Annotated in this window: 17 protein-coding genes; 15 read left to right on the top strand and 2 right to left on the bottom strand. The window is 41.6% G+C overall.

Features of this window, described 5'->3' with window-relative positions; translation table 11 throughout:
- Nucleotides 1-48 precede the first annotated feature (48 nt).
- From B3Q63_RS01360 to B3Q63_RS01350, 3 genes are all read left to right on the top strand, one after another.
- Nucleotides 49-417, top strand: coding sequence for a hypothetical protein (locus tag B3Q63_RS01360; protein ID WP_068408624.1), 369 nt, complete (start codon nucleotides 49-51; stop codon nucleotides 415-417).
- Between the two features lie 339 nt (nucleotides 418-756).
- The gene (gene rsmA, locus B3Q63_RS01355; RefSeq protein WP_201619315.1) at nucleotides 757-1,620 is read left to right on the top strand and encodes a 16S rRNA (adenine(1518)-N(6)/adenine(1519)-N(6))-dimethyltransferase RsmA; all 864 of its coding nucleotides are present in this window, start codon (nucleotides 757-759) and stop codon (nucleotides 1,618-1,620) included.
- 70 nt (nucleotides 1,621-1,690) lie between these two features.
- Complete coding sequence (locus tag B3Q63_RS01350; RefSeq protein WP_296172897.1) at nucleotides 1,691-2,527, top strand: symmetrical bis(5'-nucleosyl)-tetraphosphatase; 837 nt, start codon at nucleotides 1,691-1,693, stop codon at nucleotides 2,525-2,527.
- A gap of 113 nt (nucleotides 2,528-2,640) precedes the next feature.
- Here B3Q63_RS01350 and B3Q63_RS01345 read toward each other — a convergent pair whose 3' ends face one another.
- Nucleotides 2,641-3,078, bottom strand: coding sequence for a hypothetical protein (locus tag B3Q63_RS01345; RefSeq protein WP_296172894.1), 438 nt, complete (start codon nucleotides 3,076-3,078; stop codon nucleotides 2,641-2,643).
- A gap of 126 nt (nucleotides 3,079-3,204) precedes the next feature.
- On the opposite strand from B3Q63_RS01345, the gene B3Q63_RS01340 reads away from it, so the two are divergent.
- A complete protein-coding gene (locus B3Q63_RS01340) occupies nucleotides 3,205-3,837 on the top strand; it encodes a hypothetical protein (protein ID WP_201629087.1) in 633 nt (210 codons plus the stop codon).
- Nucleotides 3,838-4,006: 169 nt separating this feature from the next.
- Here the strand turns inward: B3Q63_RS01340 and B3Q63_RS01335 are convergent, their stop codons facing one another.
- Nucleotides 4,007-6,487 (bottom strand): site-specific recombinase, encoded by a 2,481-nt coding sequence (locus B3Q63_RS01335; RefSeq protein ID WP_201629088.1) that lies wholly within the window; start codon nucleotides 6,485-6,487, stop codon nucleotides 4,007-4,009.
- A gap of 598 nt (nucleotides 6,488-7,085) precedes the next feature.
- Here B3Q63_RS01335 and B3Q63_RS01330 point away from each other — a divergent pair.
- The 11 genes from B3Q63_RS01330 to B3Q63_RS01280 all read left to right on the top strand — a co-directional run bounded on the left by B3Q63_RS01330 (nucleotide 7,086) and on the right by B3Q63_RS01280 (nucleotide 16,356).
- Nucleotides 7,086-8,411 (top strand): tyrosine-type recombinase/integrase, encoded by a 1,326-nt coding sequence (locus B3Q63_RS01330; RefSeq protein WP_296172891.1) that lies wholly within the window; start codon nucleotides 7,086-7,088, stop codon nucleotides 8,409-8,411.
- Between the two features lie 178 nt (nucleotides 8,412-8,589).
- Complete coding sequence (locus B3Q63_RS01325; protein WP_296172890.1) at nucleotides 8,590-9,594, top strand: hypothetical protein; 1,005 nt, start codon at nucleotides 8,590-8,592, stop codon at nucleotides 9,592-9,594.
- A gap of 96 nt (nucleotides 9,595-9,690) precedes the next feature.
- Nucleotides 9,691-10,110 (top strand): antiterminator Q family protein, encoded by a 420-nt coding sequence (locus B3Q63_RS01320; RefSeq protein ID WP_296172889.1) that lies wholly within the window; start codon nucleotides 9,691-9,693, stop codon nucleotides 10,108-10,110.
- Between the two features lie 167 nt (nucleotides 10,111-10,277).
- On the top strand, nucleotides 10,278-10,502 hold the full coding sequence (locus B3Q63_RS01315; protein WP_296172888.1) for a helix-turn-helix transcriptional regulator: 225 nt from the start codon (nucleotides 10,278-10,280) through the stop codon (nucleotides 10,500-10,502).
- Nucleotides 10,503-10,505: 3 nt separating this feature from the next.
- The gene (locus B3Q63_RS01310) at nucleotides 10,506-10,811 is read left to right on the top strand and encodes a helix-turn-helix domain-containing protein (protein ID WP_296172887.1); all 306 of its coding nucleotides are present in this window, start codon (nucleotides 10,506-10,508) and stop codon (nucleotides 10,809-10,811) included.
- Nucleotides 10,798-11,073, top strand: a complete 276-nt coding sequence (locus tag B3Q63_RS01305; protein WP_296172885.1) for a hypothetical protein — start codon at nucleotides 10,798-10,800, stop codon at nucleotides 11,071-11,073. Before B3Q63_RS01310 ends, B3Q63_RS01305 begins: the two co-directional genes overlap by 14 nt.
- Nucleotides 11,066-11,347, top strand: a complete 282-nt coding sequence (locus tag B3Q63_RS01300) for a hypothetical protein (RefSeq protein WP_296172882.1) — start codon at nucleotides 11,066-11,068, stop codon at nucleotides 11,345-11,347. Before B3Q63_RS01305 ends, B3Q63_RS01300 begins: the two co-directional genes overlap by 8 nt.
- A gap of 158 nt (nucleotides 11,348-11,505) precedes the next feature.
- On the top strand, nucleotides 11,506-11,679 hold the full coding sequence (locus B3Q63_RS01295; RefSeq protein WP_296172881.1) for a hypothetical protein: 174 nt from the start codon (nucleotides 11,506-11,508) through the stop codon (nucleotides 11,677-11,679).
- Between the two features lie 109 nt (nucleotides 11,680-11,788).
- Nucleotides 11,789-14,047 (top strand): YfjI family protein, encoded by a 2,259-nt coding sequence (locus B3Q63_RS01290; RefSeq protein ID WP_296172878.1) that lies wholly within the window; start codon nucleotides 11,789-11,791, stop codon nucleotides 14,045-14,047.
- Nucleotides 14,048-15,359: 1,312 nt separating this feature from the next.
- Nucleotides 15,360-15,701: a hypothetical protein gene (locus B3Q63_RS01285; RefSeq protein ID WP_290189096.1), complete on the top strand. Its 342-nt coding sequence runs from the start codon at nucleotides 15,360-15,362 to the stop codon at nucleotides 15,699-15,701.
- A gap of 421 nt (nucleotides 15,702-16,122) precedes the next feature.
- A complete protein-coding gene (locus B3Q63_RS01280; protein WP_290189095.1) occupies nucleotides 16,123-16,356 on the top strand; it encodes a hypothetical protein in 234 nt (77 codons plus the stop codon).
- Nucleotides 16,357-16,672 lie beyond the last annotated feature (316 nt).

Here is a 16,672-nt window from a genome sequence, read left to right as displayed (position 1 = left end):
GATGCCTGTATAGCGCATCGATCAACATGATCCAGAGGTAATAAAGTAATGATCAAACAAAAAAGCTTTAAGCCCTATCCAATAAATATACTGCCTGATGGATTCATCTATCCTGCTCGTTATCTACAATTAGCAAACTGCACTAAAACGGTACAGTCCGATGAATACTTTCAATGGTGGTTTGTAGATTCTGAAACAGATGGTGGTAAGTTATCATATAGATTGAGAAACCATAAAATTGAAAGGCTTAACTTGGTGCCTTTTGCTCAAAACGGGGACTGGCTAGCATACTTTGATGGAGATGATCGCTTAGGTGATCCAAAAATATTTGTAATTGACCTTAGTGACTTACCCTTTCATATGATTTTTGAAAACTTTGACGAATGGCTTAATAAAGCAGAGCAGGATTATTGGTGATAGCTAATCTTAAGCTTGATAATCTAATGTTTTGTACACCACCAAATACACTGCAACCATTTTAGAAATTTGAAACCGTTAATACTATTAGCCCACAGCCAAAGATTCAAGTCCTCACTAGGGTACCATGTTCATTCTCATAATCGTTGTTATAATAAATGATTTTAGAACAAAAATAAGGCACTGTGTCGGTTGTACTAAGGTATGGGTAGTTTGCTAATAAAATATCTCAAAAAGACAGTGCATTTATGAGCTGTGTTATAATTCATTGATATATAATCAGCATATTGCTGCCATAGCGCTATAGCCCATTTATCTTTTATCGATTAAGACCTTTTTATGTCCAAAACTACGTTTGATGCTCAATCTATTTCTAACAGCCTACGCGCTGCCAAACACCAACCGCGTAAGCGTTTTGGTCAAAACTTCTTACACGATGGCAGTGTCATCCGCCAAATCGTTGACAGCATTCGCCTAGAGCGTGATGATAATTTAATCGAAATTGGACCGGGCATGGGCGCACTGACTGAGCCGCTATTGGCAGAAGTCGATGCGATGACCGTGGTAGAGCTGGATCGCGATTTGGCAGATAGTTTACGTATTCGTATCGGTGCCAATAGCCATCCGAACTTTACGATTATCAAAGACAATGCCATGCATGTCGATTATCGTGAACTGTATAGCCCTGAGCGCGGTAAGCTCCGCGTAGTCGGCAATCTACCTTATAATATTTCTACGCCGATACTCTTTCATTTGCTCAGTTATGCCGATGTGATTCAAGACATGCATTTTATGCTGCAAAAAGAAGTGGTCGAGCGTATCACTGCCGATGTCGGCAGCAAAACCTATGGTCGTCTATCGGTCATCATGCAATATCATTGTGATACCGACTATCTACTGACCGTACCGCGCGGCGCATTTAATCCGCCGCCCAAAGTCACCAGTGCCGTTTTTCGCCTGACGCCACATATCAACAAACCAATCGTGGCAGAAGACGAAGCGTACTTTGCGATTGTGGTGCGCGAAACCTTTAACCATCGCCGTAAGACGCTACGCGCTATTTTTAAGAAATCTACATTACTCCCAACGCTAAGCGAAGAAGACTTTGCGGCTTGCGCCATCGACCCGCAAGCGCGCCCTGAAGTCTTAAGTGTGAAAGATTTTGTCAATCTGAGCAATCAGGCACGCAAAATAGAGGTTTAAATGAATCTACTGCTGCTTTATCATCAAAAGTTTTCGCATGATAAACATCACATAAAAGTATAGAGGGTTTATGAGTTTTCGCCATCAGTATGTTATCGGTGACTTGCAAGGTTGCTATGCGGCATACCTGCAATTACTGGAAACCTTGGATTTTGACCCTGCGCAAGACAAGCTATGGTTTGCAGGTGACTTGGTGGCGCGCGGTGAAGACTCGTTAAGTACCTTACGTCATGTGAAAGCGCTATGTGAACAAGGGGCTGCGGCAACGGTATTGGGCAATCACGATATCAATTTAATTGCGGTTTGGCGCGGTACGACGTCGATTAAGAAAAAAGACAAGACGGCAGCTATTTTTGCTGCCGATGATTGTGATGAATTGCTTGAATGGCTACGTCATCAGCCAATATTGGCTTTTCCTGATGAACAGACGGTATTGGTACATGCTGGCATTCCACCGCATTGGACGATTGAAGCGGCAGCAAACTATGCGCAGCAGTTAGAGGCGCAGCTACAAGGCAGTTTAAAACAGCTGGATCGTTTATTGCCAAATCTATATAGCAAAACAGCCGATGAGTGGCATGCGGGCATTAATGGTTTTACCAAAATGCGCGCAATTACCAATTATTTCACGCGTATGCGTCTATGCAAACAAGATGGCACGCTTGAATTTAGTTTTGCAGCAGGGTTAGAAGAGCCGATGCCAAAAGGATTTTTACCTTGGTTTGAATGGCAAGTACCGCGCACGCGCAAGATTTTGTTTGGTCATTGGGCAGCGCTTAAAGCTGAGGTTGATTTGCCGTATGCGCGTGCGCTTGATGGTGGCTGTGTTTGGGGCAATCATCTATTGGCTTATCGTCTCAGTGACGGTCATGTAATAACCTCAAGCGAGCAGTGCCCGAGTTTATAACTAAGGCTATGAATACCTTGATATACCAGGCTAGATAAGCAGTCTGTTTTGAGTGGTCTATTAACTGGATTAATAGGAGATATTAGGTGGTTCCACTGGGGTATATCCTAGAATTATTCCTCTCGAAATTTATTATATTTTGAAGAAAATTTACGCAAATCATTCTTCAATTCTTCGTTTAAAGTATCATATAAGTCATTTTTTAAGACGTCATAAGCGTTTATAAAAGCACTTTTGTTTTTTTGAGTATAGTCTTGCATCATATCTATACAAGAAAATGAACTAAGTATGTTGAATAGGATATAGATATTGTGAGGATCGTATCTTAAAGCCTTTTGGAAATAAATTAATGCAGAGTAGTTTTGTTGATCTTCTGAAAGATATGGAGCAAGATCTACCGTTATTGCTTTTAAATTTAAAGCCTCCGCTATTTCAATATCTGTTGAATTAATATCAGAAATTACTTCATTTAAGATACTTATAGCAAGTTCTGGCTCATAATTTTGGCAAAAAATCTCTGCTTGGGTCAGTTTTTTTTCTATACTAGGCATTAGTTTTTCTCCATTCATCTTTGGTTATACGGTCAGCAGTTCGATGCCTGTATAGCGCACCGAACCATATTTGAAAAAACTATAATGTTAACGCATGAAATTTCTACTTCCCTTAAGGACAATATAATGAAGACCATATTTTTATTATTGGGAAGTTTATTGATATTAGTAAGTTGTGCTAAGCCAAATGTACATGACCCTAATGCTCAAATTAAAGTAGATATAGATGGCGACAACTACACTATTCCATTAAACCATATTGTTAGGCCTGACACAGGGAGTTACGCAAGTTTCGAGACGGATATGGGTCATAGTTATTTCTTTTGGCCAAGTGGTCGAGGCCTTAATAATAATGATAAAGACCCAAATGTCTTTGACTATGATAATAATATTATAGGGTTCTATTGGGCAGCTAAAAATTCAAAAATCGAAGGTGCTGATATATCTACTAGGATAGATACTATCAAGCAAGAGGAAAATAGAGATTTTGATAAAGATGCTTATGGATTAGAAGCATACATCGGGTCAGGCGATACCTATGATATATACTACATAGGAAATATCGATCTAAAATCACCTGTTATGATTCGCTGTATGCCTACAGTTAATGAAGACCAAGATAGAATATGCCAAATGGAGTATATGAATCCTGAGTATAATAACTATGTAAGAGTTCAGTTTTCAAAAAAACATTTAGCTGACTGGCAGGCTATAAATACGGTGGCTATTAATTATATGAAAGATTGGTATCAAGATTGAATAGGGCATAGTGGCTATGTTATATATTTATAAGTCTTATTAAGCAAGACAATCAGCCGATATTTTAAAGCTTGTATAGCGCACTCAGCATATTCCCATAACGGGCGTTATGGTAAATGAAAATTGCCATACTCAGTTAACCAAGTATAAAACCACCAAAACCGTCCCATTAACTGGGTAGGTTTGGTGGTTTTTTTGGTTTAGGCAGTGGCGTTTTGGCATCGCCCGCAGCTTTACTTTCAGGATTGCTATCATCGTTGGTATGCTGAGTGCTTGCCTGATGCTCTTCATTCAAGGCATTGTGCGCTTTATCGTATTGAATATCATTGCTATAAGGAACGCTATTAAGCTCTGCATCTAGCAGTCCATCATCGAGGTCAATGGTTTTTTTAGTGCTGATATGATTGGTGGTGCTGTGAGCTTCACGACTTGTAATCGCTGCGTCAAGGTCACCATTTGATATATTATTATCGTAATCTATATCGGTGACAGCCTGCTCATTTTGCATGCTTTTTTGCTTAGATTTAGGCAAAATTTTGACATCAGACAAACGGCGCACAACATAATTGTTATGGATGGGCTGCCCGCCTTTATGGGCGCTGGTATCATCAAAAATCATATGTCCTTGACTGTCAATTCGAGCGTATTTCATAGGCTTATCGCGCGGCCAGATAAAGTCAGAAGGATGGGTGAGCAGGTGACTAAAGAGCTGCTTGGTTAAACGGCTCCACTCCATAAATTTGACTTCTTTAGAGCGTAGTGCCACAAATAAGGCCAGCGAAAAGCTTACCATTAAGTTGACCATACCGATAAGGGCAACGCCCAAGATGGAGATAAATACAATCTGCCAATCCCATTGGTTGGCGGATATATTAAATAGTCCATGTGCTAGATTCGCTGAGGCAAAGGCAATATGGCGAATATCAATCGGTAAGCCAAATAAGAAGCCGATGGTTGCCGTACTGCCTAAGAATACCCCAAATAAGAAGTTACCCATAATAGCGCCGAGGTTGGCTTCGATAAAGCCGCCTAAACGCTGTAACCAAGCTTTCGGTAATAAGTATTGCAGTAGCCGATGGCGCTGAATACGGGCGCCGATTTGGTTATAAACCGCCAGATTATCATAGTAGCCAGCGATAAGACCGGATAAGAATAAATACACGCCAGCGATAGCCGCATGGGGTAGCGCCAAAGAGTGAAACGGGTCAAGATCATGCAATAAGTGCGCAGCCTTATCGGTATTGATCATCGGTGCGCCGGTATAATGTAACCACGCAAAAGAGATAATCAGGGCAACGGGTATTGCTACCATAACGTTACCCATAATCGCGACAAACTGGGTACGTAAAATATCGACCACCAATTCTGATAACTTATTTAACTGGTGCGATTTTTTGCCAGAACCATCCGATATGGTAGAGGCGATTGCTGCTGCCGTCATAGCGGGCTGCTTGGTCGCGACCGTACCATGGACGATATGAATAAAAACAAAACCCAAACCATAAATCATGCTATTGATAAAGGCGCGTCCCATCGGTGCAAGCGCCAGATGGTACGCCAATATCTTGGTGGTCGCCATAAAAGCAATGATAAAGCCACCGATAGAGGCCTTTTTAAACATCTTCTGATAACCGGATTTATCGGTACTAATATAATGCTCACCGACGCGACTGGCGTTTTCGGTGACTTTACGCGACAGCAGCTTGGTATTGTTATCAATCAGATAGCCAATACTATAGCGGCGGCTGGCGGTGGTAATCAGTGCTTGAATCAGCTCAATGATGGCTTGATCGCGCTTATCATAATTGTCTGCTACCAGCTCAGTTAAGATGCGCATGCGCTGCAAGCTTTGATCCAGACGGAGCATCATATTGGTTAGGCGGATAGAGATACCGGTTTTATAAATGCGCTTACGTATGGTGGCAACGATATCTTCGCATTGCTCAATCATGACCAATAGCGGCGCTGGATCCACGGCTTTTTCAGGAATGATATCAGTTAGGGTGTCAAGCTCATGCGCTTCGCGGTACTGATTGACATACAAGACCGCTTCTTGATTTTGTGCCACAAATGACGCTGAATAATTCAGCATTTGCGGATAAAATTCCATCAAATCTGGATGCAAGCCAATGCCGCTGATACGATAAGATAAAATGATAATCGCGTTTAAGATGCTGTTTTTTGCCGTCGCGACTAAGTTTAAATGCTGCTCATTGACTTTGAGTAGCCCGACCAGCTCATCCCATTTGTCCTTGTCGATATGGGCAAGCCAGCGCTCATCAGAGCGTCTATCGAATAAATAACCAACCAGCTCTACGACGGAGTCTTCTTGTGGCAACAGTGGTAAGAAACGATGACCGACAAGGCGGCGCAGACTATTAAAAAATCCCTGATCTGACATGATGCCAGTATCGGTATATAAAGCAATTTGACGATATTCAATAATAAGCTTTAAGACAAAACTTGATAGCCCGTCGCCATATTCTGGATGTTGACGTATGACTTCAATCAACTCTTGAATATTCTGATTGGCTAAAGCCGGCTCTTTATCACTCACTCGTAGCTCATCGATTAAGCGCTTGAGTACCGCAGGATCTGGCACATCACTTAAGGCAGTAATCTGTTGTAAAATGTGTTTTATCTCTGACACATCGCATCCCTTATGGTGGTTATTTCAATCATTGTTATTATTCAGTCTGTGCAACGATATATTTTATTTGAAACCTTTTCTTCTAATGCTTGTCGGAATTATCACTGTTGCGATATATGTCCCTATGAATTGACCGCTTGTTAATTTGCAGGGTATAAATTTAGAGTGTATTGATTTTCAGATGTTGCTTTATAGGCATTGCTTTATAGGTATCAGGAATATTCTTATTAAGCGCAATGCGTTTGGCGTTGCGTTATTTTAATCATAACGACACGTGGGCGGTTAATTATTTTGTTAGCAGTTATTGTGCCGCTCATGCTGTCGATTGTTGTGTAAGTAGTAGTTTCGATTATTGGTTCGATTATTGCTTTGATTATTGCTTTGATTATTTTGCTTACTGCGACGATATTTTTGGCAAAAAAAGGGACAGTAGCGTGAGTGTGTTTTTTGATAATGCCTGATATAATCTGATAACTATAAAGCCTTTATTCTGCATGGCTTTGGTGCTAATATGTCATTTGTGATAACGTTAGAACTAATGTGAAAACGGCTACCAAATGGCTACCAAAGTGGCTACCAAAACACAGGTAATAAAACGATGGCTAAAATAGACTTAACAACCGACACGCAAATCAAGAAAGCAATCAAAGACACTATCAAGACAGCTAAAACGATTAGCTACCCTATAGCTGGCTACAAAGGCTTAGAGATACGTATTAGACCACAAAAAGATAGCCAAGACGTTACAGCCGACTTTAGACACCGTTATACACACCCTGTCACTGGCAAACGTCCCTATATGACGTTAGGACAATATCCAGCGTTAAGCCTTGCCGAAGCCCGTCAATACCACAGCGACAATATGCAACTGTTAGCTAAAGATATAGACCCAATAGAGCATAGGGACAGCTTAAAGCAAAAAGACATAACAGACCGTCAAAATACTTTAAATTACTTTATTAATGAATGGCTGGAAATACAAAACAGCAAGAGCTTATCGCAATCGACTATCAAGAGCAATAAAATAATTATTAAGGTTATTCAGCAAAAGTTAGGACATATGAAAGTTACGGACATTAGCCCTAGCATTGTTATTAAGTTTATTAAGGACATACAGAAAAAACACCCGTACAAAGGCTTAACGGTAAAAACCATATTAAAGAGCATTCTACAAATTGCCAAAGCTCATATGGTCATTGAGTACAATCCAGCCAGCGACTTAGGCGGAACGCTCATTAAGCATAAAGTAAAGCACCGCCCATCATTAACACAGCCTAAAGAGTTTGCCGAACTGCTAAAAGATATTGACCAGTTAGACGATACAAGCCAACTTTATAACAAAAGTATATTACAGCTACTAGCACTTACGTTTGTTCGCATTGGTGATGTTTGCGCTATGAGATGGGCAGACATTGACCTAAACGCCAAGCAATGGATATTAGAGCCACAGAAAGGGCAGGGACGGGGTGATATGGTGGACAGTGTAGTGATACCACTAGCACCTCAAGCCATAGCCATATTAGAGAAAATAAAGCCATTAACGGGCGATTATGATTATGTATTCTATAACTCTAGACGTAAAAAAGCCCAGTATCATCATGTCCAAGAAATTAACAAGCTACTGAACAGTCCAGTTATGAATAACGGCAAAGGCTACAAAGACATTCACAGCCCCCACGGTTTTAGAGCAAGCGCAAAAACTATGCTGATGGAACGACTGGGCTATGATGAGCTGATAACCGAAATACAGTTAGGTCATGCAATGCTTAACAAGTACGGCAAAGCATATAGCCGTTTTGATTTTTCGGATAATAGAACTCACATGATGAACGACTGGGCGAACTACCTAGACAATATCAAGGCTGGCAAGTTTGATAATGTTATTCATGCTGATTTTAAGAATAAAAAAGAACAACAAGCCTAAAACAGCACTGCCATAACTGACAAAACCCCCATATTAGACAGTTTTAAACCAGTTTTGACGGCTCAAGGGCTGTCATACCACTTGTGAGGCTAGGTAGTCATGAACCGAACGACAGCGATTTACACCCTTATGCTGTCAGCGCCTCACTCCTATTTTTTTAAGGGTGTAGGGTGTAAACATGAGCTTTATTATTGCAAGTTTAGAGGGCGACTATGATAAATATATTGCCTTGAGCGAGGTACTAGAAGTAATTTGCTGCTTATCTAAAAATACAGTGTTTTATGCTACAAACTATCTTGAGCACCATAATTTTATTGAGCAAGTTCAAGCGTATTATATTGATACTGGCTGTGGAGAAATAAGCCTTATTGATAATGCAAAAGAGGTAATGACGGAACTATTCCAAGATATTAGAGATATTGCACCTTGCTCTACTATCACTAGGGACTTACCTAGGGAACTGGGGTGCAGCTTGAGTGATATATATTTTATTGATGATGAATTAAACAAACTTGAGTTACTTCAAAAGTTTGGTGCACATGAATTCACTAATGAATTAGATGTTAATAGTTCGATTTATAAGCTTTATCAAGCTGAAAAAGATGTTGTTATTGAAATGCTCAACGATTTTGTTTCAAGCCAACTTAATATAAATAATGAGCTTTTACCAATTAACCAAGTTCCTGAACTAATAGCGCGGTTTTTTCATCATTTTATAATCTGGAACGATGAGTTAAGACTAATAAGCACAGATGAGTTAGTAGAGTCCAAAAGCCAATTAATAGCAAAGACAATCAATTCTAAATTACACCTAGTAAAAAAGGACGCTGTCCAAGTTGATGAGCAATCAAGACAGCAAGTAACAGCATCTACTAAAGGCGATGAGTCGCAAGCCAAAATAGCCGAACTTGAAAAGCAGTTAAAACAAGCCCACGCCGATAATGATTTATTGAGAAAGAAATTAGATAGTAACAAGGAGCTACAGCCAAACTCACAGGCAGCCGTAGCGCGTCTATTGAACGTCTTATTTTATAAAGCTGATTATGATATTACAGCCCATCAAGGAACAACGAACACCAAAATTCAAAAGCTATCAAAAGAGATGGGCATGCCTGTAGGCGAAAAGTTTATTAGCAAATGGATAAAAATAGTAAACAACGAAAAGATAGTCGATGAGCAGTGAATAAGCACGGCGCATGACCGTCACACGCCCTTACCTACGCGCTAACAGTTGCACATACTACTACACCTCATAACGTCAAATTAACGAGGTGATAGCGTGGCTTACAGCTTAGATTTAGAGGTGCAGAACCTTTTAGCATCGTGGGGGCATTGGGTATTGGCAGACGGTACAGGGTTAGGTTATACCAGTCCAATGGCTATGTTAATGCGTGGGCATGTAGTAGAGAAAAGAAAAGCGCGTACTACCATGTTTATAACCGATGATGAGGCGTTAAAAGTTGAGGGGCTTATCACTATTTTATGTGAGCATAAACCCTTAGAGGGCAAAATCTTACTATTGAAATATGTTGAACGCATGAGCGCCAGTAGTATAGCCAAGTATTACTTAACGCCGCTTAAGTACGGCAAAGACAGTGACAAGCAAGTCAGCTCATATCAAGCAGCCCAGCACTTAGCACGCGCCGAGGGGTTTATAACAGGCTTGATATTAAACAAAAGCTATAAGCAGAACCAGTAACAACATGAGCAAAATATAAGAGCCTTGCAGCAAATGCAGGGCTTTTTTATTGCTTGTCAAAAACAGGGGCGCATGACCGTCACACGCTCTTATAGCACCCTCCTATCAAAAGCTAATATGCAAACTCCAGACCACGCCAATCAATGGCAGACAATAGGAGTTACAGCATGACCCAAGCGACAAACAACCCACAAGCCCCAGCAATCCACCCAGACGGGCAAATGCGTATTAAGCAAGCCGCCGCCTTAATTGGTGTAAGTCCGCTTACTTTGCGCCGTTGGTGGCAAGCTGAAAAGTTTATCAAGCCGTCAAACGTCAATGGCATTTTGCTATTCAAGAACAGCGACATTCTGGCATTTATCGACAGCCAACACGCAAACAGTGAGGTATAACCGATGACCACTACAGCAACCGCGCCCGTTAATAACGAGCAAGCACCAAAGACCCAAATCGACACAGTAAGAGCGCACTTAATGACAGGCTCATCAATAACCACTTGGGACGCTTACAGGCTTTATCGCATTACCTCACTTGCCCAGCGCATACATGAGCTTAGAAAATCGGGGCTAGTCATTCAAAGCGAAATGGTAACGCACAATGACAAGCGTTTTAGCCTGTATTGGCTCGATGAGGCAGCCTTGTTAGAGATTGAGCACAACCACAGCAACGACAGCAAAGGAGCAGCACATGCCCCAGTCTAATGACGTATTAGAACCGCGCATAGTGCCAATTGATAGTTATTACTTGTCTGTCATTGATGACCGCATACAAGACCTATCAAACGATGCTGAGAGCCTAGCAATGGCACTTAATGCTATCAATACCGATGATGACGCAAGCAAAGGCGTAATAGTCGCAGTTAGAGCAGCCCTTTTTGCTAATAGTGAGCTGGCAAGTATCGTTAGCGAGATGTTGAGTGGGCTTATCTTACTACCTGAAATCAAGGTGAATGACTATGAGTAATGACGACCTAGTAAACGAAGTCATAGACAGGTTAAACGATAGAGGTTTTTTGATGATAACTGATGACTTTATCGACCAGTTAATCATTACCTTACACGCCAATGTGAGCGCCATTAATAGCCTGATAGAGATAGTAGAAATAGAAAATCAATTACTAGCTTTACGGCGTGAGTTACCGACAGGTAGTAGGCAAGTGGACTCACTCAAAGAGCTATCCACACGCATAGCAGAAATAGCGTTTAACGTTGAGGGGGTAAGAGATGAGCAAAGATAACAAAACCAATCTAAAAGCCCGTGACAAGGCAAACAGACAGCCTCAGCAACGCAAGTATATTAACCGCGCCTTTATCGTTTACATGCTGCTAATGACAATTTTATTTTCATTGTTACTTATACCATCATGCCAGCACGCCAAAGCGCAAGGGGTAACTTATGAGCAGCGATAAACCTAAAACCTTTATGGACGCTCAACTTGCCTTTGCAAAATCAAAGCAGGGCAAGGAGCAGAAAAGAAAGGACAAGCAAGGCAGCCGCTATTATCAAATCATGCAGGCAGCCAAGCGCGCACAGGCTCAAGACGACAGCGACAAGGAGGGCGAACAATGAGGCACTGCCCACAACCTAAACAAAGCCGCAAGTATGCCAAGCGCAAAAGCTACTACAAGAAGTATCGAGCCACACGCCAGCCGAAACAAACGCAAGCAAGGGGTAAAAGATGACCACTACACAGCAAAAAGCCCATGCGACTAACACGGGCGTAACCACTGTTTTGGGCGACCACAGCCCAGCAACGGAGCAAACATTACAAGGTGACAAGCTGCTAACAGATATTTATCACTTGTTAGAACCCAATAGTTTGTTAGACATTCAACATGATATCGCACCGACCACAGGCGAACACGGAGGGGTGAGACAACAAACTACAGGCACAGTAGGAGTAATATTACATAATAGAGTTATAGAGGCAATAAGTATTGTTTGCTTTACGCCAAATGATAGCGGCTTGCCGTTTGTCACTGACACAAGCCAATCATGCGCGTTATTTCTTGGCACACCTCAAAACGATTATGAGCTTGTCATAGTTGATAATTATCAAGATGGTGTAACGCTCGCTAAGCATTTTGCACATGAGAAAATCATAGTAGCAGTGAGTCCAACGCCTCATCTATTCCTTGATACGGTAAAGCACTTTGCACACGATACCCAAGTAACGATATTCCCAAGCATTGAGCACAAGGACAAGATTAAGAAACAGTTTGCAGGGTGCAACGTCAAAGTAGTTATTGCACCATTGGGCGTAATCACTCATCTTGAATGTGGCAAAAGTTATGCTGAAATCTTATCTTTTTATGATACCCAGATAATAGATTTACAACTAGCAGACTGGGCAAAACCAAAGCCAATCAATCACACCTTGCCGCCCGTGACCAGCATAACCAAAAACATGCTACCAGAGCCGCTTTACAACTATGCAATGAACAGCGCCGAACGGCTCAACGTATCGCTAGAATTTGTAGCAGTGCCTTTGCTTGTGGCATTGGGTAGTGTTGTAGGCACAAAGGTGGCTATCATGCCTAAACGCCTTGATGACTGGGACATAGTGCCAAATCTGTGGGGTGCAGTTATTGGGCAGCCCTCAAGTAAGAAAAGCCCATCAATAGCCGCCGCTATGAAACCCATTGATAACCTTGCGAGCCAAGCAAGGGCAGCTCATGAACTCGCTAAACAAGAACATGAAACGCAAAAGCTCATCAATGATAGCAAAGCAAAGGCAGACGATGACGCACTCAAGAAAATGGCTAAGCAGCTCGCTACCCAGACCGATGAAACGGACAAGCCTATAACCAGTGAGGACTTGCACAAAAAGGCGGCGGCGATAGCAGAAAGTAAGGCTCAAGATAATAACGTGCCTATTCCACGCCGTCACATGGTAGGCGATATTACTATGGAGAAACTAGGCGAAATTGAGAACGAGAACAATAACGGCGTACTACAGTTTAGAGATGAGCTGTCAGGCTTTTTAGCCAGTCTTGATAAGGAGGGCGAACAAGAAAAGCGCGCGTTTTATTTAGAGGGCTTTAATGGTACAGGCAGCGCAATGGTGGATAGAATAGGGCGCGGCTCGCTATTCATTGAAAATCATTGTTTGTCTGTCATTGGTGGCTTGCAGCCTGATAAGCTCGAAATGTATTTAGAAAAGACCATGCGCGGGTTAGGCAATGATGGACTCATGCAACGCTTTCAAATGATGGTTTACCCAGACCCAATAGCACGGGCAAAGGAGAACGACATAGCAGTCGATAAGGACAGCCGTAACGCCGCTTATGCTTTGTTTGAGTCAATGGACAACCTTTACACCGATAGTTTAATCAGTTACGGGGCACATGAGCCGAACGAATATTATAAGCGCCCTTATTTTCGTTTTGATAGTAATGCCTATCCTGTGTTTATGGAGTGGTATAACAATCTACAGAACAAAGCTGATGAGGCAGAACATGACGTAATAACCCAGCACTTGCTTAAGTATGGCAGACTTATCCCAGCGTTAGCCCTCATCTTTCATCTGGTGGACTGTGTAGAGATAGGCAGACGGTTAGGAGGCGTTAGCCTTGAGGCACTACAAGCGGCGATCGCATGGGGCGATATGTTAGAAACTCACATGCTTAGAGTGTATAGCTGCATTACTGATAATTCACACCTCAAAGCGTCTTTACTATCAAATAAAATATTAGAGATGGTTAAAAAAGGAGGTGACAAAACCGACAAAACCAACTGGGTTAGTCATGGCTTTACGGCTCGAAGTCTTAAGCGTAGGAACTGGAAAGGGTTAAATGATGACGATGCCATACAGACCGCGCTTGATGTGCTGATAGAATATGACTGGCTCAACTATAAGCAGGTGGAAAGCACGGGGCAAGGTGGCAGACCGACAGAGCGTTACTTTATCAATCCAAACCTCAAAGCGTTTATATAGTTTCGTCAGTTTTGGCAGTGCAACATCTGGGCGTTATTAATAAATAGCGTCCTTTTTTGTGCCTGTTTGGGGGTTATGTCAGTTTTGACAGTGCAAAGTTGGAGGCAATAGCAATAATTTAATGATTAATTGAGGCGTGAGCGTCTTTTTATAATGTAAAGATACCCTAAGGAAACCCTAAGGTTTTCAGCAAACAGACACCGCGCCGCATGTTGTCATTTGTTTACATTCAAACCAGTTTGACGACATGCCAGCATGTTAATAAATGTTAAGGTTTAAAACTGAATAAGTGGCATTCATTGGACAAACCAAGCCTTTTTATAACGCTCAAAAACCTGAGGTTACCCCTAGGTTTTAGATGCGCCTAGTTTTGAGCCTATCTCATGCAAAAGGGTAGTTTTCGGACACGTTAGAACCCAGCAAAACCCAATATTCAAAACCTGATAAAACCTTACATTCAAAATCAATTTGCACCGCCGTGCATGTTGTGAAATGTTGTTATTGGCAGCACTCACTACCCCAAGAAAACCTCAAGGTTAAAACCTGAGATTTTAGCCCACCGCCAACCTGTCAAAACCCTATATTCAAACGTGAATTAATCAATGCCAGAATATGACAAAACATGACATTTTTGACGCTCAACAGCTCATGACTGCCATTAATGCAAAGCTATGCAACATAAGGAGTTAGCTAGTTTCTTTATAAGTATCGCGCGCGCACGCGAGGCAAGCACCAATTACAGGGGTTTTTGAGCAATATAAAAAAGGAGTTTTCGGAGTCCTTAAAGGGGTAGTTTTTCGGACTGTTTTAAAAAGGACTTGGGCAGGTTTTTGGACATCGTGGAGGGTAGTTTCTTGAGTCCATAAAAAGGGTTAGTTTTCGGACATCGTAAGCAGGGTTAAAAATGGATTGTTGGACACGTTAGGGGTGGTTTATGGAACAGTACGCGCACGGGGCATATTTTGCCCATGATGAATAGTTTCTTAACAAGTATCGTGAGCAGCCAAAGGGACTTTTAGGACAGGTAACGAGGCAGGTAAAACCATGTATCGAAAATGACCCCATGAAAGGCTAGTTTATGGACAGGTATCGAGGCAGTTAATGGAACAGTACGCGCGCGTGATTAGTTTCGCGACAAGTCACCCCATGTTTTTGACCAGTAGCGACAGACAGACGTTGTTAAAAGGCTTGTTAAAAGAATAAGCGAGCAGACAAGAAAGCCCGAAATCACTTGGGCTGCAGGTCAATAGTTCGATGCCTTTACAGCGCACCGAGCACGATTTGATACTCACAATAATCATTTAGGAATAATATGAAAAAGATACTTACAGCATTAGCCATGACAGCGTTACTAACCGCTTGCAGTTCAAACGATACGGAAACCAAGCCAGTCGCCACTCAAAGCGGCATACCAAACTTAGGTGGCAGGTCTGAGGCTGAATTACTAACCGATTGCCAAATCGATATACAGAACAAGCTAAGCAATCCGCGCTCGATGGATATAATTTACAGTGATTTAAAATACAAAAAAGAAGTTAATCACGAATTATGGTTGCAGTTTTACGCAAAGAATCAGCTTAATGCGGAATCAAAGCATACTGGAATGTGTGAATTTGACGATAACGGCAAGCTATTAAGCTCTAAGTTTGAATAATTAACGAGTACATCAACAGCAATCAGGCAGAATAAAAACCGATTGTTGGTACTGGTAATGGTATTGAGCAAATCAGACCATGGGTAATTATTTACTTATCAATTACTTACGTCTAGTGTTTACTTCCTACAGTGCCGACCAAACTCACAAATGACAGCAAGTGACTTTTGCAAAGTGCGGTATGAAATGCGGTCTATTTCAAAGACAGAAAGCGAGCAGCCTTATCCATCAAAGGTTACGGCTGTCTGTTTACTTCCTTACTTACCGATCAAACATTAAAAAGCAACTTATCTGACAGGTAAAGCAGATGCTCTTCCAACATATAAAATTATGGATATACAGACTATTGTATATTTGATATCGTTATAAGAGCTTTACAAATTCACCACTAGGAGATGAAAAATGTATAGTGGATAACAATTTGACAGGAAGTGAATTAGCGCACGCCATGCTAAGAAATGGTTATAAAAATATATGGTGTGCTGTTGGTGATGAGAGTGATCAAGAAACGATGTCTTACCTCAGCGGTAATGACTTTACAGCTTACATCGTGGAATTTAAAAACGGCTGCTTTTATTGTAGTGGCGGTATGCCATGGTTGCATGCTGTACCAATCAAAATAGTGCCAATCACACAACATGAATTAGTTTATTAACTGACCCTAACTAAAAAACTTGCCATTTAGAGCGGGTTTTTTATTGCCTAAATATTGTGTTTAGCTGCTTATCGAAAACAAACCCATGAAAGGCTAGTTTCTGCACAGGTATCGAGGCAGTTAATGGAACAGTACGCGCACGGGGTAGATTTTGCTCATGCTGGATAGTTTCAAGACAAGTAACGAGGCAGGCAAGTGAGTATTGAGTTATCAACCAATGATATGAGCCTTAATACGTTATCTATACCGCCTAATTTAGCCGCTACAGCGTTTTAACCTCGATATGGTACAAAGTTAGCTAAGCTAAGTTAGAGCC

Source organism: Psychrobacter sp. UBA2769 (assembly GCF_002352555.1).
Taxonomy (GTDB): domain Bacteria; phylum Pseudomonadota; class Gammaproteobacteria; order Pseudomonadales; family Moraxellaceae; genus Psychrobacter; species Psychrobacter maritimus.
Note: the sequence above shows the minus strand (reverse complement) of the source record. Positions and strands in the feature narration are given on the sequence as shown.

What these genes read in the sequence shown, in the direction of transcription:
- B3Q63_RS01350 (WP_296172897.1), top strand. Translation starts at nt 1,691, where the DNA reads ATGAGTTTTCGCCATCAGTATGTTATCGGTGACTTGCAAGGTTGCTAT.
- B3Q63_RS01325 (WP_296172890.1), top strand. Translation starts at nt 8,590, where the DNA reads ATGAGCTTTATTATTGCAAGTTTAGAGGGCGACTATGATAAATATATT.
- B3Q63_RS01285 (WP_290189096.1), top strand. Translation starts at nt 15,360, where the DNA reads ATGAAAAAGATACTTACAGCATTAGCCATGACAGCGTTACTAACCGCT.
- B3Q63_RS01305 (WP_296172885.1), top strand. Translation starts at nt 10,798, where the DNA reads ATGCCCCAGTCTAATGACGTATTAGAACCGCGCATAGTGCCAATTGAT.
- B3Q63_RS01340 (WP_201629087.1), top strand. Translation starts at nt 3,205, where the DNA reads ATGAAGACCATATTTTTATTATTGGGAAGTTTATTGATATTAGTAAGT.
- rsmA (WP_201619315.1), top strand. Translation starts at nt 757, where the DNA reads ATGTCCAAAACTACGTTTGATGCTCAATCTATTTCTAACAGCCTACGC.
- B3Q63_RS01360 (WP_068408624.1), top strand. Translation starts at nt 49, where the DNA reads ATGATCAAACAAAAAAGCTTTAAGCCCTATCCAATAAATATACTGCCT.
- B3Q63_RS01300 (WP_296172882.1), top strand. Translation starts at nt 11,066, where the DNA reads ATGAGTAATGACGACCTAGTAAACGAAGTCATAGACAGGTTAAACGAT.
- B3Q63_RS01295 (WP_296172881.1), top strand. Translation starts at nt 11,506, where the DNA reads ATGAGCAGCGATAAACCTAAAACCTTTATGGACGCTCAACTTGCCTTT.
- B3Q63_RS01330 (WP_296172891.1), top strand. Translation starts at nt 7,086, where the DNA reads ATGGCTAAAATAGACTTAACAACCGACACGCAAATCAAGAAAGCAATC.
- B3Q63_RS01315 (WP_296172888.1), top strand. Translation starts at nt 10,278, where the DNA reads ATGACCCAAGCGACAAACAACCCACAAGCCCCAGCAATCCACCCAGAC.
- B3Q63_RS01290 (WP_296172878.1), top strand. Translation starts at nt 11,789, where the DNA reads ATGACCACTACACAGCAAAAAGCCCATGCGACTAACACGGGCGTAACC.
- B3Q63_RS01345 (WP_296172894.1), bottom strand. Translation starts at nt 3,078, where the DNA reads ATGCCTAGTATAGAAAAAAAACTGACCCAAGCAGAGATTTTTTGCCAA.
- B3Q63_RS01310 (WP_296172887.1), top strand. Translation starts at nt 10,506, where the DNA reads ATGACCACTACAGCAACCGCGCCCGTTAATAACGAGCAAGCACCAAAG.